Genomic DNA, 20,740 nt, shown 5'->3' with positions numbered 1-20,740 from the left:
GTCTCCCATATCTGTAAAAATCTGAATTTGGTCTGACAGCTTCCAAAATAAATTTTGACGGAATCTTACAACGAATGTTCGAACTCGACCCATTTCGGTCTTTTAAGCGCTATTTCTTGAAGACTGTTCGCTGTCAATAAGCGGACTCATAATATTCCCCGTCGAACTTGCATTGCCCAGATGAGCCCAACTGCATGTCATGATATCCGGCTCTGTTCGTTTTAGCCTGGTAGGTCGGGCAACCGCTTCACCGTTGCCCGACATTTGGGCGGCGAAGAGGCCGTTCGATGATCCGTAACCATGACCTCATACTGCCGCATCGAAAAAGTCGGGCACAAAAAGCGTGCCCGACCTACAGGGCTGTAACTGATATGTAAATCTGTCAGATCAAATCTGAAGTTTTAAATCGTCTGGCGCCGCGATTTCCGCATCGGTTAAATAGCATCCCGGATCTTCGGCCCAGAAGTTGCCGGTGGTCTGTGCGGCGCGGACGCGGGTATTGCCGTTGCAGATCGCCTGATAGTGGCAGGTTGCGCAGCGGCCTTCGAGCGGGCGCGGCGACCGCTTCAGGCCGTCCATCAACGGATCGCTGCGGTCCGTCCAGATTTCCGAAAACGGGCGCTGCCTGACGTTGCCCAGATCGTAATGCCACCAGAACGTATCCGGATGTACGGTGCCGAGATTGTCGATATTCGCGACGTTCACGCCGGAGGCATTGCCGCCCCATTGTTCGAGCCTGGCGCGGATATGTTCGGCCTGTTCCGGGAAACGCTGCCTGACCCAGTGCAGAAAATACACCCCATCGGCATCGTTGTTGCCGGTCACGAATTCGCGCTCCTTACCCTCCTTCAGCCAGCGATAGCAGGTGTCGAACAAGAGATTCATCGCCTCCCGCGTCATCTGGTAATGCGCGTCGTCCTTGCGGTTGCGGTTGCCGCGGCCGCCGTAGTTCAGGTGCGACAGATAAAATTTGTCGATGCCGTAATCGTCCATCAATTGCAGCAGAGCCGGAAAATCCTGCGCGTTGTCCTGCGTCAAGGTAAACCGGATGCCGACCTTGATGCCTTTGTTCAGGCATAATTCAACGCCATGCAGCGCTTCGTCGAACGAGCCGGACATGCGGCGGAAGCTGTCGTGCGTTTCCTGGATCCCGTCCAGGCTGACGCCGATGTACTGATAATCGATGTCGGCGATTTCGTCGATGTTTCGTTCGGTAATCCGGGTGCCGTTACTGGATAGGGCGACATAAAAGCCCATTGCCTTCGCGCGCCGGGAAATGTCGAAAATATCGGGGCGCAAGAGCGGCTCGCCGCCGGACAGGATCAGTACCGGGACTTTGAACCCTTTCAGGTCGTCCATCACGGTGTAAACTTCCTGCGTGCTCAGCTCTCCCGGAAAATCAATGTCGGCCGAGGTCGTGTAGCAATGTTTGCAGGCCAGGTTGCAGCGGCGGATCAAATTCCAGATGACGACCGGCGCGGCCGGTTTACGGGCGGGTTTCAAAGGCTGGGGATCCAGCAACTCCCGCATAAAATGGCTTAATCTGAACATGGTGGTTGTCAATTAAAATGTAGGGTACGCTGCGCGTACCATTTTGGCGTCATTCTGCTGGGGTGGGCTTAAGGTACGCACAGCGTACCCTACAAGGTGGTGTTGCGCTTACCGGCTGCGAAATCCGGTCTTTTTCAAAATCCGGGTGCTGTAGAGTACCTCCGAGCCCAGATTATCGTCGCCCAGAATCTCCGCGATTCGTTCGATCTGCCGGTCGACCGCTTCCTGGCTCTTGCCGTGCACCATCGCGAACAGGTTGTAGGGCCATAACGGCAAATGCCGGGGACGGCGGTAACAATGGCTGACGAAATCGAGCCGGCCGATTTTTTGACCCAGCGCATCGACTTGCTCGTCCGGCACGTTCCAGACCGTCATGCCGTTGAACCGGTAGCCCAGTTGGTAATGATTCGGCACCGCGCCGATCCGGCGGATCACGCCGAGTTCCTGCATCCGGCGCATCCGTTCGATCACTTCCGCGGCGGATAATTCCAGTTGCTCCGCGACGGTGTGATAGGGCCGCGCCGTCAACGGCAGGCCCGCCTGCGTGGCGCGCATGATTTTCAGGTCGATTTCATCGAGATTTGGCATCAGGCTTCCAGTTTCAGGCCGACGAAATATTCGGTGATTTTCGGCATGTCGTACACGGTCAGGCCGGTCCGGCGTTCGATCTCATCCAGGGTATCCCGCAATTGTTCGGGCGTTTCGGTCGCTAGCACGAACCACATGTTCAGCGTGTGGCGGCGGGCATAATTATGCGCGACTTCCTGGAATCCATTCACGATCCCGGCGACTTCCTCGAAGCGTTCTTCAGGCACCCGCATGGCGGCCAGCGTCAAGGCGCCGCCCATCGCTTCGGCGTCGTACAACGGTCCGAAGCGGGATAAGGTTTGTTCTTGTAACAGTGTTTCGAGGCGTTCAAGCAGTTCCCGTTCGCTGAGCCCCAAAGCCTGCGCAGCTTCCAGGTAAGGTCTTTCCGAGATCGGAAATCCGGTCTGCAGCGCATTGATGATGCGGCGGTCTATCTCATCCATGAGCTAACTCGGCTGGAGCGGCGGGTTCCGGTGTTCGATAGAGGGCGCCGCGCTGTTTGAAGCAGCGCCGGCTGAAAAGAATTTGCCGGTCGAAGCGGTCCAGATTGCAGTCCGCGCCAAGCTGTTCGAGCTGCTGGAGCACGGTATCGCGGTCCTTGCCGTGAATCATGCAATACAGATTGTAAGGCCATTCGAGGGTGCGCGGGCGCTGATAGCAGAGCGTTACGAAAGGTGCCTGGCTGATGCGGCGGCCGATCTCTTTGACGAACGCATCTGGAATATTCCAGACGATCATCGCATTGGCCCGGTAACCCAATTGGCGATGCTTGACGATTACACCGAGCCGCTTGATCAGGCCGATCCGTTTCAGAACGGTCAGCCGCGCGATCACCTCCGTTTCGGTCATGCCGAGTGCAAGGCCGATGTCACGGTAAGGCCGCGGGCTGATCGGCAGGCCCAGCTGGATTGCGGCCAGCAGTTCAAAATCGCGCGCATCAAGCATGGCTCAGGTCCAGGCGGAATCCCAAATCGATGAAAAAATCGTCGACCAATGGCAGGCGCTGGGTCAGGTAACCGGTTTCCCGTTCGATTGCGTCGAGCACTCGGGCCAGATGGTCCGCCGTGGAAGCGACCGCGACGAACCAGAGATTGAAACGGTGCTCGCGTTCGTAGTTGTGATTGACTTCCGGAAAGCGGCTGACGATATCGGCGATTCGCTGCAATTCCGGTTCCGGGACCGCCATCGCGACCAGCATGCTGGCGCCGATCCGGTTCGGCGGAATGATCGGGCCGACGCGGCTGATCAGCTGGTCCTCGCGCAGTTCGGCCAACGCCGACAGCACCTCGTCTTCGCTGACGCCGAGTTTATTGGCGATTTCGAGATAGGGACGCACGCTCAGCGGAAAATCGCGCTGAAAATCGTTCAACAAATGCTTCTGCAGATCGGTCAGCATGGTTATAAACCGATCTTGTGGGCGCGCGAGGTGAAAAAGATGCCGTTCGGTTTTTGTACAGGCAGGCGCGCCGCTTCCTGCAACGTGGCGGTATCGTAAACCACCACCTGATTGTCGTCGCGCAACGCGACCCAGACCTGTTCGCCGCGCGGGGTGAATTCCATGTGCAAGACGCCCTTGCCCGGCGTCAGCAGTTTCGTTAACGACAAGTCTTTGGTGTCGATTACCAGGAGCTGGTTGTTGTCCGGAAATGCGAAATTGACCCAGACTTGCCGCGCATCGGGTCGGGCCATCACGAAGACCGGCTGTCCGGGCACCGGAATCGCCTTGACGAGTTGCCAGGATTTTTTATCGATCACCAGTACTTCATGCCGGCCGATCGCGGGCGCAAGCAGGTAGTCGCCGGTCACGGCCCAGCCTTCCAGGTGCGGCATTTTATAGACCGGCAATTTTTCGTCGTGCTTGCCGTAATCGGGCAGAATGCGTTTGACGCCCTGTTCCGGCTGCCATAAATCGAGCAACGCCAGACCCGGCTCGCCGAACAGGCCCGCAATGTAATAGTGCCCGTCCGGCGCCATCAGCGCATCGTAGGGTTCCTTGCCGATGTTCGGATATTTTTGAATCACCGGTTGTTGCGGATTTCTGACGTCTGCGGTCCAGATTTCACCCGCATCCCACAGGCTGAACACGAAACGCTGGCCAGGCGCATCGGTCAGCCCGACCACCTTCGACAGTTTGCCGTCTGCGTAGCGTGCCGGAATGTCGGCGACCGGTTCCAGCGTGTCGGCCGCGAATATCTTCACGCCGCCCGGCGTGTAGTTCGACACCGCGATCAGCTTGCCGTCCTGGGAAATCGCGCCGCCGATGCTGTTGCCGGCCTGCACGATGCGCTTTTCGACCTTGTCCTGAAGCAGGTCGATCTTGCTCAGGCCGCCGTCGCGCCCGAAAACGTAGGCGTAGCGCTGGTCGCGCGAAAATACCACCGAAGCATGCGACAGGTCGCCGAGTCCTTCGACTTTGGCGAGCGTTTTATGCCGAGTCGTATTGACGATGATGGCGCTGCCGGTTTCGCGTTCGATCACGACGCCGAGGTCGCCGGTGGCGCGGAGTTCCGCAAAGGCGGACGAGGCCATCAGAAAAGGCAGTAAAAAGAAGGGCAGCCGTTTATGGGGGCTTAGGGGGGTGTAAGATGCTTTCAACGGCTGAACGGTTTGCCGTCCCGCGGCGCGAGATACCCAAATAGAGGAGAAGCGGGGGCGTTTCGGCACAAGGCGCATAAACGAAAAAAGCAGTTTTCTTTTATTCATGAAAATCAAAGTAATGAACTGGCAGCCGAGAATTCCTGGTATGCACTCTAACAGGGAATAAATGGGAAGGATTGAAGGCGGGATTTATTTGTCCGAGGGCTGCCGCAAAACTCCGATCAGCCATAAAGCTTCCTCGCGATTCATGAACGGCCGCCAGGGCGGCATCGCGGTGCCCCGGCGTCCGTTCAGAATCGTATCGGCCAGAAAGTCGTCCGATTTGCCGGCCAGCGTTTCCGGCAACAGGGCAGGCCCCATGCCGCCCTTTAAAGTCAGGCCGTGGCACGCCCCGCAATCCTGTTTCAACAGGTCGCGGAGCGCCTGCTGCCGCTCGGCCGAAATCTCGCCGCCGGCTGCCGGCAAGGCGACCAGCAGCAGCGGCAGCAGTTTTCCGATCATGGGTTTATGTTTTGTTGGGCGTAATAAGCCGCGACATCGGCGATATCGTCGTCGGACAGCGATCCTGCGATCGCGTTCATGATGTCCGATTTGCGGGTCTTGTCGCGGTATTCCTTCAACGCTTTCTGCAAGTATTCCACGTCTCGTCCGGCCAGGGGCGGAAACGGCGCGTCCGCCGACGGCGTTCGGACGCCATGGCAATGCGAACAGACCTGGGCCGCTTGCGTCTGGCCCGTGCAAATACTTTCCGCATCCGCCGGTGCCGCGGCAAAAATTCCCGCCATCAACGCGCCGGAGGTGAACAGTGCTTTCATGGATTCGCTCCCTTCGACTCTTCGGGCGACAATCCGCGCGTGATGTATTTGACGCGGCCATGCGAGAAGATGCCGGCCGGGCTTTCCATCGGGACCGCGGCGACTTTTTCGAGCGAAGTCGAGTCGAATACCGCCACCTCGTCGCCATTGTACCCGGCGCTCACGTAAAGATATTTGCCGTCCGCGCTGTATTCCGGAAAGTAGGCATGACCGCCGACATCCAGCGTCTTGACCACTTCCAGCGATTTTTTGTCGATCAACTGCACGGTGCGGGCGCGGCGGTCTTTGGAAATGATGTCCACCGCGACATAAGGCGCGTTTTGATGCGCGGCCGGCGATTCGGTGCCGCCGGCGACAGGCACTTGCTTGACGACTTCCATTTTGTCCAGATCCCAGACGCTGACGACTGTCTTGCTGCAGTCGCCGAAGTTGGTGCCGAAGCCCAGCGTGCGGCCGTCGACTTGAACCGCCGCGCCGCCGCCGACATGCGGCACGCAGCCTGCGTCCAGCTTTTTGATGATCTTGCGCTCTTTCAGGTCGATCGCGGTCACGATGCTGTCGTCATAGGAAGCGACCATCAGCTTGGTGCCGTTGTGGGTCAGGAACGCATCGTGCAAATGGCGGCCGACGTTTTCGATTTTGGTGACCGGGAAATCGTCCTTCAGGTCGACGACCCAGACCTGGCCGGCATTCTCCAGCGCGACGACCAGCACGTCGGCATACGGCGTGCCGATTACCATGCCCGAATCGGAAGAAACCAGATTGCCGTCCGGATCCACGCCTTCCAGTTCGAACGTTTTCAACGGTTCCAGGGTATCGGCGTTCAAGATTACCGCGTTGTGCGGCACGTAAGAGCCGGCCATCAGGTATTTGCCGTCGCGCGAGACGCCGAGGCCCGGTCCGTTGAAGCCGGTCTTGATGCTGCGCACGACCTGCATCGAATACAGGTCGACCTTGAAAATCTCGGCGGTGTCGTTCTTCACGTAAGCCCAGCGCGGATTGGCCGGGTTGTAGTCGATGATGTGCGCGGCCGCGTTGGTGGGGATTTCGCCGACTTTTTGATGGGTTTTGCTGTTGATGAACACCGCTTTCGAACCTTCGCCGCGGCCGTATTTGCCGCGCGCCGCAACGCCGATGATGTCGTCCATATCGTCGATCGCGTAGGCCGGTTTTTCCGGCAGTTTGCTTTCGTCCGAGACATACACCTTCAGCGAGGCTTTCATGTCGTCGATCGTCCAGGCCGGATTGTCTAGCTTCGGCGTCGACTGCAGATGCTTGACCAGGCCGCGAATGTCGTCATCGGACAAGCGGCCATAGAACGGCGGCATCAGCGTATCGAAGCTGCCGGTCATCACGATCGTGCGCAAAGCAGTCGGGCTGCGGCCTTTCAGTGTTTCGTTGTTCAATGCAGGCGCTAGAAATCCGCCGTGGTCCGATCCGTGGCAGCTCGCGCAATTTTCTTCATAGAGCCGGTGGTATTTCCGGGCATCATCCGAGGTGGCCTGTGCGCCGTAGGGAATAAGAAGTGCTGCTATGCCGGCGGCGAATGTGTTGGATAAAAGCGATTTGGCGGTTTTCATTCTTTGTTGGGTCTCCAAAATGGTTTTGAATCGATATTAGCATTAAATGGCAGGCAGCTTCAAGCCGGATACCGTTTGCGAGCGTAGTGAAAACAATGCGGCGTTAACCGCAACGGCCGGGCAGTGCGGTTCCGCCGCAGGTAAAGTTGGTGCCGGTCGATTCGGAGCGTGGCGGCGTATATCAAGGGATCGATCCGATTCAAATCCCCTGCGAGCGAAGGCCGCAAGCCTTGGCACGCGGAATATTTCAATAGGCTGATTCGGCTGATTCCGGCTTGCCGCGATTGGCGATGCCGAAGGGGATGTGTACCATGGGGATGTCCTTGCCGCGTGCCGAAAGATGGCTCTTCTGGTCGTCGAAAAAAATATGCGGCTTGAAAATGGTAAGAATGCGTTCCTTGCTCATTCCGCCCAGGAAGAACGTTTCGTTCGCGCTGACTCCCCAGCTTTCGAGCGTGGTAATCACCCTTTCGTGCGCAGGCGCGTTGCGGGCGGTGATGATCGCGGTGCGCAGGATGCGTTTATAGTTCCGATCCTGTTCGATCGTCCGGTCTTCGAGTTGCTGCATGATGGCCAGTTTTCTGAACAGGTCGGCCAGTGGCCCCGGATTGTGCGGAATGTGTGATCGGTCCAGCTCGTGCTGGTGAAATTGCCGCAATTGGCCGTTGCGGTAAACCGTTTCCGCTTCGTCGTCGGCCAGCACGCCGTCGAAATCGAAGGCGACGCGCAATTCCTCGTCGTCGGGATCGTCGAAAACGGCCGAAGGCAGCACGGCACCTGCCGGATAACAGGCAGCAATCGCTTTCTGCACGTCGTTTTCGTTGGCCGACAGGAACAGGGAGGCATTGAACGCCGGAATGTAGGGGTAGGGCGATTTGCCTTCGGTAAAGGCGGCGCGGCTGATGTCGAGGCCGTGGTGCCTGATCGAGCGGAACACGCGCTGGCCGGTGGCGGCCGAGTTTCGGGACAGCAGCACGACTTCGACGGGCTGTTCGGCGCCGAAGCGTGCGTTGATGTTCAGGAAGCGGCGGATGAATGGGAAGGCGACGCCTTTGCCGAGTATTTCGTCGCGGTTCTGTTCCTGATAGGCCTTATAGGCGACGGGACCTTGATCGCGAAAGACGCGGTCAGATTCGCCGAGGTCGAACAACGCGCTCGACGAGACCGCGATCACGAATTTTTTATCGATCGGGTAGGGCATGATTCATCCGGATGCAATGCGCGTATCAGCGATACAACACCTGATCGCACCGCGCCGGTAAAACCGGGGCTTTCGGCGGCGGCTGCTTTTTGGCGGGCGCCTTGGCTTCGGCCGAAAACCACCAGGCCAGCGAGGCATCGCAGCCGTCGCCTGCGGGCAGGTTTTCCTGGCTTTCGCAGTAGCGGCCGTTCTTCGGGCATTTCAGGCGGACATGAAAGTGATCGTCATGCTTCCACCAGGGGCGGATTTTGCGCAGCCAGCTCCGGCCGGCGTGCGTCCGGCACAGTTCCCGCTTGATGCCGGCATTCACGAAGATTCTTTCGACTTCCGGCATTTCCGCGGCGATCTGGAGTATCCGCTCGTTCGCTTGGGACCATTGGCGGCTGTCGATCAGGTCGGAATGATCGCGCAGCACCGAAGGCGCGCTCCACTGTTCCCGTTCGTGATCGGCCAGCGTCCGGGTTTCGGCCTGTTTCGACAGCAGGAACCAGATGTCGACGTCCAGGCCGTTCTGGTGGCTGCGATGGCCGCTCGGGGCCGGGCCGCCGCGCGGCTGTCCCATGTCGCCGATCAGCAAAACGCCGAGATGCCGGCTCACGGCGCTCTGCCCCAGGGTTTCGATAAAATTTTTCAGGTCGGGGTGGCCGTAATAGCGGTGCCGGGACAGGCGCATCACCTGATAGCCGGTGCCGTTCGGCGGTAGTTGGACCGCCCCGCTCAGGCAGCCGGCCGTGTAGGAACCGATACTTTCGGCGACGGGGCCGAGGACGGCCGGCGCGGTGACGCGCGCCCAAGGATTGGTTCCGGCTTGTACGGAATCGTGGCAGGACAGCGCGACAAGAAATAGCAACGAGGAAATTTTTTTCATAACGGACGGAGGACGAAGTGACGCGCCCGGGGACGACGCGGAGCATGCGGGCATTGTACAGATTTTCCGACGAAGCTGTGTTGAAGTCTTCCGCTTTTTTAAGATTAATCGAATGCTAATCGGCTGACGATAAAATGGAGCCAAGCGGATAGCCGGCCGGATGATCGGCAGTCGTAGTCCACCCATTTATCAAAAATTTACGGTGAACGGTTTTGCCTTTCCGTCCGATGGCTTATTATCATTCATCATTCCCCGCGCTAACGCTGCCTTAGCCCGATTTGTTACGGAACATTCCAACCCATGACTCCTAGATTGCTTTCCTCAGTCGCCATTTTATTCGCTGCGATGACCCGGCCCGGTTGGGCCGAGTCGTTCAGCCTCCCTTTATCTGCGGATTACAGCCTGATCAAAAATACGCTGGTTTCGCAGCTTTTTACCGGCCCCGACGCCAGCGCGAATGTCTGGAAAGACCGCCAGGGCTGCAGTTTCGTGCAACTCTCCAATCCGCAGCTGGACGGGCAGAATGGCCAGGTGCATCTGACGAATAACGTGCATGTCCGTTTTGGCTCGGGGATGAACGGCCAGTGCCTGCCGCTTTTGGAATGGAGCGGCCTGCTCGAAACCTGGCAGCGGCCGACGATCGATCCTCAGCAAACGGTGCTCAGCCTGCCGGTTACCCAGGCACGGGCATACGACCGGTCCGGCGTGCCTTTGAATATCGACCAGCTGCAGGACTTGTTGCGGCGCTATGCCGAGCCGCAACTGGCGAGCCTGAAAATCGACCTGAACCGGTCGCGCGGCGACATTGAGCGCAAACTGGCCGAATACTTGCCGAAGGAAAACGAGGCGGAACTGCATCAGATCATCAGTACGCTGAAATTTACCGGCGCGGCCGCCAAAGACGAGGGAATATCGGTGACTCTCGGTTTCGACGCGCCGGCCAAGCCTTTGACGAACTCGCCGGCCGGTCCCTTGTCGGCTGCCGAACAGCAGCAATGGCAGGAAACCTGGCAGGAATGGGACGCGTTTTTCAGCAAAGCAATCCAGCAGGCGTCCTTCGACTCCAACTCCGAGCAGATGCGCGATACGCTGACTGAAATTCTGCTCGAAGCCCGCAGCGCGTTCCAGGCCGCGATCAAAGGCCAACAGACGGGAGGTAAGGATCCTGTCCGGGTATTTTTTACCGACACCTGGGAACGGCTTGCGCCCGAACTGCATAATTTGGCGAAACAGTTGCCTGAAATTCAGGGGTTGCGCTATATGACTTTCATTGCGGCGACCGATGTGATCTATCAGCTCGAAAGCATTGGAAGCCCGTTGGGTCTGGAAATCTCGTCCGAAGGCCTGCGCAAGCTGGCGCGCATTTTGATCAAAGGCCAGCAGGAACGGGCCTTGTCATCCCCATCGGATACACCGCAGGCGCAGGCCGGCTTTCAGTCCGGCCAAAGCAAGGTGCAGTTCTGAACCCAATTCAGCGGCACGGCATGAATGCCGGAAAATGGCTTTGATGCCGGTCTCTACGTTTATCAGGGAGTTGTTTATAAGTCTTCCATTCTTATGGAAAACCGCTTTCATCGATCAGGAATTTTTGTGAACTTCGCGATATTCTTCTATCCTATACCCGATCAATATCTGAAAATCACGCGAAGATATTCATTCCTACAACGCTTCTTAGGAGGATAATCATGGGAATTTCCCTGAGCAAAGGCAGTAATATCAGCTTGTCCAAGACCGATCCCACGTTAAAGAACGTATTGGTCGGCCTCGGCTGGGACGTGCGGGCGACCGACGGCGCCGACTACGATCTGGATGCGAGCGCGTTCATGGTCAAGGACGACGGCAAGGTCCGCTCCGACAGCGATTTCATCTTCTACAATCAAACCAGGTCGGCTTGCGGTTCGGTCGAGCATACCGGCGACAACCGTACCGGCGCGGGCGACGGCGACGACGAGACGATCGTGGTGGCGCTCGACAAGATACCGGCCGATATCCAGAAGATCGCTGTTACGGTAACCATCCATGACGCGGAGGCGCGCAAGCAGAATTTCGGCCAGGTGGCTCGCGCTTATGTCCGGATCGTGAACAAGGATACCAACAATGAAGTGGCGCGCTACGACCTCAGCGAAGACGCCTCGATCGAGACCGCGATGATCTTCGGCGAAATCTACCGCCACGGCGGCGAATGGAAATTCCGCGCCGTGGGCCAGGGCTATGCCGGCGGCCTGGCCGCTCTGGCCCGGCAGTACGGCATCAACGTATAAGCCGCAATTTTAAAACAACACCCATAAGCAAGAGGAGCATGAGCATGGCGATTTCATTGAGCAAAGGCGGCAACGTCAATTTGAGTAAGGAAGCCCCCGGATTGAACAAAATTCTAGTCGGTCTGGGTTGGGACGCGCGCGCGACCGACGGCGCGGCATTCGACCTCGACGCCAGCGCTTTCCTGGTCAAAATGGACGGCAAAGTCCGTTCGGACAACGACTTTTGCTTCTACAACAATAAAACGGTCGCCGATGGCGCGGTGGCGCATACCGGCGATAATCTGACCGGCGCCGGCGAAGGCGACGATGAGGTCATTAAAGTGGAGCTGAGCCGCATTCCGGCCGATCTGGACAAAGTCGTTTTCTCGGTGACGATTCACGAGGCCGAGTCGCGCAGGCAGAATTTCGGCCAGGTCAGCCGCGCCTATATCCGGATCGTGAACGAAGAAGGCGGCCAGGAAATCGCGCGCTACGATTTGAGCGAAGACGCCTCGATCGAAACCGCGATGATCTTCGGCGAAATCTACCGGGTCGGCTCCGACTGGAAATTCAAGGCGGTCGGCCAGGGTTATGCCGGAGGTCTCGGGCCGTTGGCGTCTTCGTTCGGCGTCAACGTCTGACGCTGCCCGATTAAGCCGCATGGACATCATTTCCAAAGGGCAGCGGTTGCCGCTGTCCTCGCTGTTTGCCGGCGCTTCGCAAGCCGTGCAGGTCGGCCTCGACATCAACGGTTTGGAGACCGCCGTCGATTTCGCCTGTTTCGGTCTGGACGCGCAGCAAAAGTTGTCCGACGACCGCTACATGGTTTTCTACAATCAGCCGAAAACGCCTTGCGGCAGCGTCGAGCTGGCCGTTCCTGCCGGCGATCAGACGGGGTTTTTGTGCCGGCTCGACCGCTTGCCGGCTTCGATCGACCGGTTGGTTTTTACCGCCGCCATCGACGGTAACGGGACGATGAGGCAAATCCGGTCGGGCCATCTGCGCTTTTTGCAGGAAGGGCGGGAATGTGCGCGCTTTGCCTTTGCAGGGCCGGATTTTCAGGATGAAAAAGCCCTGATGCTCGGCGAGCTGTACCGGAAGGACGGGACATGGCGGTTCTGCGCCACCGGCCAAGGCTTCAACGGCGGCCTGGCGGCATTGGTCAGGCATTTTGGCGGCGAGGTTGCCGAGGAGGCGTCGGTGCCGGCCAGCACCAAATTGTCGCTCGAAAAGAAAATGGCGGCCGATGCGCCCAAGCTGGTCGATCTGGCTAAAAAAGCGACCGTCTCCCTGGAAAAACATCGCTTGCAGGAAACGATTGCCCGGGTCGGCCTAGTTCTGGATGCGTCGGGTTCGATGAGCGCGCAATACAGCAAGGGTAGGGTACAGGAAGTGATCGAACGGCTGTTGCCGTTGGCGGTCCATTTCGACGACGACGGCGAACTGGACGTTTGGGCGTTTTCACGCAAGGCACTGGCGCTGCCGCCCGCCACGCTCGCCAATTATGCCGATTATGTCAACAGCGCGGAGCGGGGCTGGCGCAATTGGGGCATGATGAGCATCAATAACGAACCGGCGGTGATCGAAAAGGTGATCGCGCATTACCGAAACACGCGGCTGCCTGTTCTGGTGATTTTCGTCAGCGACGGTGGCGTCAGCCAGAACAAAGAAATCAAACAGTTATTGATCGAGGCGGCAACGCTGCCGATTTTTTGGCAGTTCGTCGGGATCGGCGGCAGAAATTACGGCGTTCTCGAAAAGCTCGACACGATGGCCGGCCGCGTTGTCGACAACTGCGGTTTTTTTGCGCTGGATGATCTTCATGGCATCGATGAGCAGGCATTGTATGACCGTCTGTTGGGCGAATTTCCTCAATGGCTCGAAGCAGCCAGAGTCAAAGGCATCGTTCATTAGCGTCAGAATCCACAACAATCATAAAGAATCTCTAAATAAACTCGGAGAGCAATACGATGGGTATCAGTTTACAGAAAGGCCAGAAAATCTCGCTGAACAAGGAAACGGGCGGTGTGCTGAACAAAGTGATCATGGGGCTGGGTTGGGATGCGAAGAAATCCGGCGGCGGCCTGCTGAAAGGGATGTTCGGCGGCGGGGGCGGCGGTTCGATCGACCTTGACGCTTCGTGCGTCCTGTTCGACGAGCAAAAGAAAATCGTCGATACGGTCTGGTTCCGGCAGTTGAAAAGCAAGGACGGCAGCGTCGTGCATACCGGCGACAACCGGACCGGCGCGGGCGACGGCGACGACGAACAGATCATCGTGGATCTGAGCAAGGTGCCGGCCAACGTCAAATCGCTGGTATTCACGGTCAATTCATTCACCAACCAGACTTTCGATCAGGTCGAGAATGCGTATTGCCGCCTGGTCGACAGCGCGACTAACAAGGAGATCGCCCGTTATACGCTCAGCGCGCAGGGTTCGCATACCGCACAGGTCATGGCGAAGGTGTACCGCCACGAAGGCGAATGGAAAATGCATGCGATCGGCGAAAACGGTCACGGCCGGACGATCGACAGCCTGCTGCCGCAAATCACCGCGAATTTGTAAAGCGGCATGCGGATCTGGTTCAACAAGACCTTTTCGACGATCGGCGCGGTGTTCCGCCAACTGAAGGCCGGCTATCCGGATGATGGGATTACCCTCGTTTGCACGCATACGCACCGGACCGCGACTGCCTTCCTGGCGGCCGACGAAGCCTATCTGGAGCCTTCCGAACTGCATGGGCAGGAATATATCGACTGGTGCCTCGATTTTTGCCGCGAGCACCGGATCGAGCTTTTCTGGCCGGGCAAGGAAGCCGCGCTGGCCTGTAAAAATCGGGCGCCATTCGAGTCCGAAGGCGTCAGGCTGATGGCGGCGGCCGATTACCCCACGCTGACGCTGCTGCATAACAAGGCGGATTTTTACGCCGATTTGCCTAGAGAAGTCGCCTTGGTGATGGATTTCGTGGCGGTCAACGATGCCGAGGCTTTCGACCGGGCGGTAGAAATGCTTGCTTCGAAGCATAAGCGCCTGTGCGTGAAGCCGGCCGTTTCGGTCTACGGCCTCGGTTTCCGGATTCTGGACCGGGAACGCGACAGCATCATCCACCTGCTGAAAGGCGTCGAATACCAGATTCCGCTGCGGGAATTGCGGAACGGGATGCAGCATACGCCGCATTTCGATACGCTGCTGGTGATGGAGCATCTGGGCGGTCCCGAATGGAGCGTCGATTGCGCGGCCCGGCACGGCGAACTCTTGTGCGCGGTGCAGCGCAAAAAATCGCCGCTGGCAGGGCACGGCCAGTCGGTCGATAACCATTCCGCGATCGCCGGCATGACCGAGCGCCTGATCCGGCATTACCGTCTGAACGGCCTGGTGAATATCCAATACAAGGAAGGCGAGTCCGGCCCGCGCCTGCTCGAAATCAATCCGCGTCCGTCCGGCGGCTTCGGCATGGCGTGCCTTGCCGGCGCGAATCTGGCAAAGATTGCGTTCGAAGGCTTCAAAGGCGAAACGCCGAAGATTCCGGCTTTGCGTTACGGGCTGAGGATCAGCGAAATCAATACGCCGGTGGTGTTAATGGATGAGGCGTACATGGCCTGACCGTGTTTGTCCAATCAATCTGTCATGTTGCTTCGATAAGCTTCCGGTTCTATTGCAACTGACTGTAGCGTTTAAGGCTGCTTTTCGCAGGATGGCCGCGCGCATTTTCCGCATACGAAATTTTCATGACAAAACCCCTTTCCATTCCACTCGACAGCGGCGTTCTGCATTTTGACCTCGAACCGGGCCGCGTGCCGATTCGCCGTTTGCTCGGCTTTGCCTCGCGCATCGGCAGCCAGCGCAAATTCCTGTTGGTCAGTAAGGTGCTCGGCAAGCATTATCCGGTCAGCCCTCTGATGATGAGCTGGACCTACCGGGCATTGGCGCGATCGGTGCTGGACAGCGGGACAGGGCAACGCGCGCTCTGGATCGGGATGGCCGAAACTGCGACGGGCCTCGGCTACGGCGTGTTCGAGGCGGCTTGCCGGGAAGGCGCCGGGAACGGGCTGTTCATGCAGACCACGCGCTATCATCTGGAGGGGATGCCGCGCCTCGAATTCGACGAGGCGCACAGTCATGCGACCGATTTTTTCCTGTATTTTCCGGCCGAAGCGCAGGCGCAGGAGCTGTTCCGCCGCGCGGAAATCCTGGTGCTGATCGACGACGAAATCAGCACCGGACGCACGTTTTTGCGGCTGATCCAGGCGTATCAGGCGGTCAATCCCGGTTTGCGCAAAGTGTATATCGTCAGCCTGGTCAATTTCGCGAAGCCGGAAGACCGGGCGAAGCTCGAAGCGCAGGCCGGCGTGCCGGTCGAATGGGTGGCGCTGCGCGAGGGCAACATGCATTTCGAAGAGAACGGAGACGAAGCTTTGCCGCCGGCGGCGGCAGTCAACGTGATCGGCAACGGCCGCTGCAAGAAGCATTTGCTGGCCTGGCCCGGGCGTTTGGGGATCAAGGCTCCGGTTAGACTGGTCGATAATGATATTCTTGCGCTGCAAAGCCTGCTGGCTCCTGCCGATTCAGGTCCCCTGCTGGTGCTGGGCACCGGCGAATGCAATGCGCCGGCCTATCTGCTCGGCCGTGAATTGGAGCGCCGGGGCTACCGGGTCAAGGTGCAGAGCACGACCCGTTCGCCGATCCGTCCGGGCAGCGACATCGCCTCGATTTGCCGTTTCGAGGACAACTACGACGACGGTATCGACAACTTTATTTACAACCTGAATCCCGACGCTTACCGATCGATCGTGCTTTGCCACGAAACCCCGCTGAGCGGGCCTCTGCAGGAACGTCTCGATGCCTGGCGCGCGATCGGCGCCCGCATCGCCATCGATTCATCCACCGGACATGCAAAATTACATTTTTCTCGATCTGGATGACACGCTGTTCCAGACCTTGCGCAAGTGCGAGCACGGGTCGGACGATCCGGCGCTGGCAGTACGCGCGTTTTTGCCCGACGGCACGCCGAACTCGTTTGCGACGCGCAAGCAGCAATGGCTGTGGCAGTGGTTTCAGAAGGATTTCAAGATCGTGCCGGTCACCGCGCGCGACGCAGGGGCTTTCGGGCGCGTGAATCTGCCGTTCCGTGAAGAGGCCGTTCTGAATCACGGCGCGGTGATCCTGGACCGGCAGCGCCGCATCGACAAGCCTTGGATGGAAAGAATGCAGGATCTCTTGCCCGACTATTATGAAAAGCTGCTGGAAGTGTGGGAAGAGGTGCAGGTTTTTGCCGGACGTAGCGAAGGCTACAAGTTGCGCCTGGTCCGCGATTTTGGGATCGACTGGTTCGGAGTCGTGAAGCACCGGTCGGCCCTTGAAGCGCCTTTGCGGGCATTGCTCGAAGAGGCCGTCAAACCGCATCCCGCCTTTCGGGACGGCTGCCTGTACGCGCATTTGAACGGCAACAACCTGGCCATTTTGCCGAAACTCATCAACAAGGAGGACGCGGTGCGGTATTTGCTTGATCGTTACCGCCGCCGGCATCCCGAGATACTGACGTTCGGCGCGGGCGACAGCCGGACCGATGCGCCGTTCCTGGCCCTCTGCGATTATGCCCTGATTCCGAAAAATACGCAGTTGTTCCAAACCCTTGTCGCGGTGCAATGAAATGACGGTTCCGTTTACCGGCAGTTATTCGGCGGACGATGTCGAATTTTTGCTGACCCCGATCGAGATGGAAGATACGCCGGTGGCGGTCAAGGAAGCCCTGATCCAGTCGGGGCGTCGGCATTATTCGGAAATGCTGACGCGAGAAGCGCTGCCAACGGACGCTTATGTGCAATTGTTCCATGATGCCTTAGCATTGAACGGCCGGCGCATGGCCGGGCATCTTTTGGCGCTCGCCGAACGGATTGTCAGGCTGCGCAAGGGACAGATCGCGCTGGTTTCGCTGGCGCGCGCCGGCACGCCGGTCGGGGTGCTTTTGAAGCACGTGCTGCAGCGCCATTTCGCCCGGAAAGCGGCGCATTATTCGCTTTCGATCCTGCGCGACAAGGGCATCGATCGAAACGCGCTGCGTCATATTTTGCAGCGGCATCCTCCGGAATCCCTGGTATTCGTGGATGGCTGGACCGGCAAGGGCGTGATCGCGGGGGAATTGGCGGCGAGTCTGGAGGATTTCGCCGCTTCCGCCGGCATCCGCATAGCGGCCGATTTATTCGTGTTGGCGGACTTGTCCGGTTCAGCGGCGGTCGCGGCCTCGCACGAGGATTATCTGATACCGTCCTGCGTGTTGAATTCGACCGTATCCGGCTTGATCAGCCGTTCCGTTTGGCGGCAAGGCATAGGCGGCCCGGCGGCTTTTCACGGCTGTCTATACTACAAAGAATTCGAGCCGCACGACTTATCGCGCTTCTTTGTCGATGCGATGCTGGACTATGCGGAAGAGGTTTATCGGCAATCCGGTGTGCCGGCATCTGAAGAGCGGTACGATTCGAAGCGGCTGAAGGCCGTTTCACTCGATTTTTTGAAAGCTGTTGCTCAACAATATCGCATAAGCCATTATAATTACATCAAGCCGGGAATCGGCGAAGCGACCCGCGTATTGTTGAGGCGCGAAGCAGGGCGCTTGCTGCTCGGAAATCCGGACTCGGAAGCCACGCGGCATTTGCTTTGGCTGGCCGAGTCGAAATCGATCCCGATCGAAGTGTGCCCGGATATGCCTTACCGCGCGGCTGCCTTAATCAAAGAGGTTAAATGAATCAAATTACCGCTGTTTCCGAACAAGACCGGTCGTTTTCACCGTGGCAACTGGGAGCGCCGCTGTACATGCCCGCTCACCGGCTCGATCTCCGCGACATCGCGAACGGGGACAAGCTGCCCCAGCTGCGTTCGATGATTTTTTGCACCGAAGACGCGGTATTGAAGTACGAGGTGGAAAGCTGCATTCGCCATCTGGGCTTGTGCATGCAGGGCTTTCGGGAAACCCGGCAGCGTTTCCGGTTCATTCGCGCCCGTGATCCCGAGATTCTTTCGCGGCTGCTGGATTTGCCGCACATCGAACGCATCGACGGTTTTGTGCTGCCCAAATTCACGATCGACAATTTTTCCGCCTACCTGGACTTGCTGCGCGGCACTGCTTTCAAAGTGATGCCGACGCTCGAAACCCGGGAAGTGTTCGATCCGCAGGCGATGTACGAACTCCGTCAGGCTCTCCTTCAGGATGTGGAAGCGGAGCGTATCCTGATGCTCAGAATCGGCGGCAATGACTTGATGAATCTGCTGGGGATCCGCCGGCCCCGGCATATGACGCTTTACCAAACGCCTTTGGGCCATGTCGTGGCGCAACTGGTTGCCCTGTTCAAGCCTTACGGGTTCTCGTTGTCGTCGCCCGTTTTCGAATATTTGGACGACTACGATACCCTGCTGCAGGAGATTCGCCAGGACTTGGCGCACGGCCTGACCGGTAAGACTGCTATCCATCCCGATCAGGTGCCGGCGATCGAAAATGCCTATCGCGTCGAACGCTTCGACTACGAAATGGCTCTGTCGATGCATGATAGTGCCGCGCCGGCCGTGTTCAGAATGCACGATGCGATGTGCGAAGTCGCGACGCACAGACAATGGGGCAACGAGATCATCATTCGGCACGCCTGCTACGGAAGCCGGGAGCTGGTGCCGCTGCCGGATTACAAGGAGGTCCACAGTTAACCATCCACATATCACCGTTGGAGGACTTACCGATGTATGATCGGCGTGTGTTCGCCGGCATATCTAATCGTTAGATCTTCATCGGCCGATTTGATCATATCGATCAGGTAGGCGAGATTAACGGTGCAACTGCCAGGCTCGCCGTCGCAAGCAATCTCGGCGCTGATCTCTTCGCCATCTTTATTGCTGGCGATCAGCTGCATGTTGCCGTTTCTCCATTCCAGCGTGACGCGCAAGAGATTTTTTGAATCCTTGAGGATTTTCATTGATTCAAGGGCGGTCGCCAGTGCTGTCTTGCTGCAACGCATATCCCTAAACGGATGCTGAAATACCTTGTTGAAGTCCGGGTATAGGGCGTCAATCGTATTGCAGTGCACTTCGACGTGTTCGCCGATGCCGTAAACGCTGCTGCCAATCAGTATGGTTTTCAGGTCGAGAGCTTCGATAATCTTAGAGCCTATCCCAGTAGGCCTGTAGCGCGCCAAGTAATAATGCCGCAGGCGAGGTGGAGCATAGCCAAATAAGACGAAGCCCGTTTTTCCCAGCGGGTCAGAATCCGGCGGAACCGATTCATCCAGCTATGTGTACGTTCCACCCCCCCCCACCGCCGTGCCTTGAAGCCTGCCTCACGCTTGATGGCCAGCGCTTCCTCACCGCGTGCCCGGATATGGGCCGTAAAACCGAATGCCTCCGCCAGTTCACGCACTTCGTCATAGTCGCAGCCTTTGTCTAGACAGAGGTTTTGCGGCTGCTCGGGCGTCGGTACGGGGCGCGGGATGACAATCCCCGCCAAGGTAGCTTGTGTCAACTTCATGTCATGCCGGTTCGCGCCGTCAATCACCACATTGAGCGGCAGCCCGGAGGCATCGGTTAATAGGCTGCGTTTGACGCCTTGCTTGCCGCGATCGGTAGGATTGCGCCCGACTTTTCTCCGCCCCCGCTAACGGGGCTTTGGTCATCGCCCCATCCAGTGACAGCCACGACCAGTCCAGACCCTTGAGTTCGTCATACGTCAACAGCCCTTCCTGCCAGAAAGCCTGAAAGACGCCCGCCTCGGTCCACTCCAGAAAGCGGCGATGTACCGAGCTGCTGGAGCAAATGCCGGTGGCGTTCAATGCATTCCACTGACAGCCGGTCCGTAGCACGAACAAAATTGCGTTCATGGCATTGCAGTCAGGAACGCGAGGATTGTGGCACCCCAAAGGATGGGGCTTGCGACGCGGCAGTAAAGGCTCTATCCGCGCCCACAGCGCATCCGAAAGTCGCCAGCCATCATCTTTTATCGCTAATCCCATACAAAATACCTTTTCAACAATAGTTCCAATTTTAGAGATCTCTTGCCAGACTGAGGTTCCTACCGGGATAGGCTCTAAGAGACGACCAGTGGGAACGGATTAAAGATCACTTGCCTGGCAAAGCCAGCGATTGCGGCGTGACGGCTGCCGATAATCGATTGTTTGCCGAAGCGGTACGCTGGACTGTCCGAACCGGATCGCCATGACGCGCTCTGACGGCCTGCTTTGGGTATTGGCATCGCGTGTACGTGCGCTATCACCGCGGATGCCATAAAGGTACCTGGACAAAGTTGCGGGAAGCGGTCAGTGGTGA

The 20,740-nt window shown here is 58.1% G+C and carries 23 protein-coding genes and 1 pseudogene; 11 read left to right on the top strand and 13 right to left on the bottom strand.

Going from position 1 to position 20,740, the window contains the following annotated elements; translation table 11 throughout:
- Nucleotides 1–387 precede the first annotated feature (387 nt).
- The 11 genes from nirJ to mepA all read right to left on the bottom strand — a co-directional run bounded on the left by nirJ (nt 388) and on the right by mepA (nt 9,201).
- Nucleotides 388–1,530, bottom strand: a complete 1,143-nt coding sequence (nirJ, locus tag METAL_RS11035) for a heme d1 biosynthesis radical SAM protein NirJ (protein ID WP_213069369.1) — start codon at nt 1,528–1,530, stop codon at nt 388–390.
- Nucleotides 1,531–1,659: 129 nt separating this feature from the next.
- Nucleotides 1,660–2,139, bottom strand: a complete 480-nt coding sequence (gene ahbB / locus METAL_RS11030) for a siroheme decarboxylase subunit beta (RefSeq protein ID WP_005372325.1) — start codon at nt 2,137–2,139, stop codon at nt 1,660–1,662.
- Nucleotides 2,139–2,582, bottom strand: coding sequence for an AsnC family transcriptional regulator (locus tag METAL_RS11025; RefSeq protein ID WP_005372323.1), 444 nt, complete (start codon nt 2,580–2,582; stop codon nt 2,139–2,141). The genes ahbB (METAL_RS11030) and METAL_RS11025 overlap by 1 nt, the downstream gene beginning before the upstream one ends.
- A complete protein-coding gene (gene ahbB / locus METAL_RS11020; RefSeq protein WP_005372322.1) occupies nt 2,575–3,084 on the bottom strand; it encodes a siroheme decarboxylase subunit beta in 510 nt (169 codons plus the stop codon). Before ahbB (METAL_RS11020) ends, METAL_RS11025 begins: the two co-directional genes overlap by 8 nt.
- Entirely contained in the window at nt 3,077–3,535 is a 459-nt protein-coding gene (locus tag METAL_RS11015) for an Lrp/AsnC family transcriptional regulator (protein ID WP_005372321.1), read from the bottom strand. Before METAL_RS11015 ends, ahbB (METAL_RS11020) begins: the two co-directional genes overlap by 8 nt.
- 2 nt (nt 3,536–3,537) lie before the next feature.
- A complete protein-coding gene (locus METAL_RS11010) occupies nt 3,538–4,668 on the bottom strand; it encodes a cytochrome D1 domain-containing protein (RefSeq protein WP_157203474.1) in 1,131 nt (376 codons plus the stop codon).
- Between the two features lie 258 nt (nt 4,669–4,926).
- Complete coding sequence (locus tag METAL_RS11005) at nt 4,927–5,238, bottom strand: c-type cytochrome (protein ID WP_005372316.1); 312 nt, start codon at nt 5,236–5,238, stop codon at nt 4,927–4,929.
- Nucleotides 5,235–5,552, bottom strand: a complete 318-nt coding sequence (locus tag METAL_RS11000; RefSeq protein WP_005372315.1) for a c-type cytochrome — start codon at nt 5,550–5,552, stop codon at nt 5,235–5,237. Before METAL_RS11000 ends, METAL_RS11005 begins: the two co-directional genes overlap by 4 nt.
- Nucleotides 5,549–7,132, bottom strand: a complete 1,584-nt coding sequence (locus METAL_RS10995; RefSeq protein WP_005372314.1) for a nitrite reductase — start codon at nt 7,130–7,132, stop codon at nt 5,549–5,551. Before METAL_RS10995 ends, METAL_RS11000 begins: the two co-directional genes overlap by 4 nt.
- Nucleotides 7,133–7,379: 247 nt before the next feature.
- Nucleotides 7,380–8,333, bottom strand: coding sequence for a 5'-nucleotidase (locus METAL_RS10990; RefSeq protein ID WP_005372313.1), 954 nt, complete (start codon nt 8,331–8,333; stop codon nt 7,380–7,382).
- 25 nt (nt 8,334–8,358) lie between these two features.
- The gene (gene mepA / locus METAL_RS10985) at nt 8,359–9,201 is read right to left on the bottom strand and encodes a penicillin-insensitive murein endopeptidase (RefSeq protein WP_005372312.1); all 843 of its coding nucleotides are present in this window, start codon (nt 9,199–9,201) and stop codon (nt 8,359–8,361) included.
- Between the two features lie 300 nt (nt 9,202–9,501).
- Here mepA and METAL_RS10980 point away from each other — a divergent pair, with 300 nt between their 5' ends.
- From METAL_RS10980 to METAL_RS10935, 10 genes are all read left to right on the top strand, one after another.
- Nucleotides 9,502–10,665, top strand: a complete 1,164-nt coding sequence (locus METAL_RS10980) for a hypothetical protein (RefSeq protein WP_005372311.1) — start codon at nt 9,502–9,504, stop codon at nt 10,663–10,665.
- A 221-nt stretch (nt 10,666–10,886) separates the two neighbouring features.
- Complete coding sequence (locus METAL_RS10975) at nt 10,887–11,462, top strand: TerD family protein (protein ID WP_005372310.1); 576 nt, start codon at nt 10,887–10,889, stop codon at nt 11,460–11,462.
- A 44-nt stretch (nt 11,463–11,506) separates the two neighbouring features.
- On the top strand, nt 11,507–12,082 hold the full coding sequence (locus METAL_RS10970; RefSeq protein ID WP_005372309.1) for a TerD family protein: 576 nt from the start codon (nt 11,507–11,509) through the stop codon (nt 12,080–12,082).
- A gap of 19 nt (nt 12,083–12,101) precedes the next feature.
- Nucleotides 12,102–13,355, top strand: coding sequence for a VWA domain-containing protein (locus METAL_RS10965; protein ID WP_005372308.1), 1,254 nt, complete (start codon nt 12,102–12,104; stop codon nt 13,353–13,355).
- A gap of 56 nt (nt 13,356–13,411) precedes the next feature.
- Nucleotides 13,412–14,005, top strand: coding sequence for a TerD family protein (locus METAL_RS10960; RefSeq protein WP_005372307.1), 594 nt, complete (start codon nt 13,412–13,414; stop codon nt 14,003–14,005).
- Between the two features lie 6 nt (nt 14,006–14,011).
- Complete coding sequence (locus METAL_RS10955) at nt 14,012–15,043, top strand: ATP-grasp domain-containing protein (RefSeq protein WP_005372302.1); 1,032 nt, start codon at nt 14,012–14,014, stop codon at nt 15,041–15,043.
- Between the two features lie 125 nt (nt 15,044–15,168).
- On the top strand, nt 15,169–16,362 hold the full coding sequence (locus tag METAL_RS10950; protein ID WP_005372301.1) for a phosphoribosyltransferase domain-containing protein: 1,194 nt from the start codon (nt 15,169–15,171) through the stop codon (nt 16,360–16,362).
- The gene (locus tag METAL_RS10945; RefSeq protein WP_005372300.1) at nt 16,331–17,089 is read left to right on the top strand and encodes an HAD family hydrolase; all 759 of its coding nucleotides are present in this window, start codon (nt 16,331–16,333) and stop codon (nt 17,087–17,089) included. The genes METAL_RS10950 and METAL_RS10945 overlap by 32 nt, the downstream gene beginning before the upstream one ends.
- Nucleotide 17,090: 1 nt before the next feature.
- Nucleotides 17,091–18,182, top strand: a complete 1,092-nt coding sequence (locus METAL_RS10940) for a cysteine protease StiP family protein (protein WP_005372299.1) — start codon at nt 17,091–17,093, stop codon at nt 18,180–18,182.
- Nucleotides 18,179–19,132 carry an HpcH/HpaI aldolase/citrate lyase family protein gene (locus tag METAL_RS10935; protein WP_005372297.1) on the top strand — a complete coding sequence of 318 codons (954 nt, stop codon included), beginning with the start codon at nt 18,179–18,181 and terminating at the stop codon, nt 19,130–19,132. Before METAL_RS10940 ends, METAL_RS10935 begins: the two co-directional genes overlap by 4 nt.
- A gap of 26 nt (nt 19,133–19,158) precedes the next feature.
- Here the strand turns inward: METAL_RS10935 and METAL_RS10930 are convergent, their stop codons facing one another.
- On the bottom strand, nt 19,159–19,617 hold the full coding sequence (locus tag METAL_RS10930; protein ID WP_040578334.1) for a hypothetical protein: 459 nt from the start codon (nt 19,615–19,617) through the stop codon (nt 19,159–19,161).
- Nucleotides 19,590–20,427 (bottom strand): IS5 family transposase gene (locus METAL_RS20805; RefSeq protein WP_005372295.1). Its coding sequence is split into 2 segments (ribosomal slippage): nt 19,590–20,060 and nt 20,062–20,427, totalling 837 coding nucleotides; the frame shifts between segments, so codons are not numbered across the junction. Before METAL_RS20805 ends, METAL_RS10930 begins: the two co-directional genes overlap by 28 nt.
- 86 nt (nt 20,428–20,513) lie before the next feature.
- Here METAL_RS20805 and METAL_RS22140 point away from each other — a divergent pair.
- Nucleotides 20,514–20,633: pseudogene (locus METAL_RS22140) on the top strand (IS5/IS1182 family transposase); the annotation flags it as partial.
- Between the last annotated feature and the right edge of the window lie 107 nt (nt 20,634–20,740).

It is taken from the genome of Methylomicrobium album BG8 (assembly GCF_000214275.2).
GTDB lineage: Bacteria > Pseudomonadota > Gammaproteobacteria > Methylococcales > Methylomonadaceae > Methylomicrobium > Methylomicrobium agile.
Note: the sequence above shows the minus strand (reverse complement) of the source record. Positions and strands in the feature narration are given on the sequence as shown.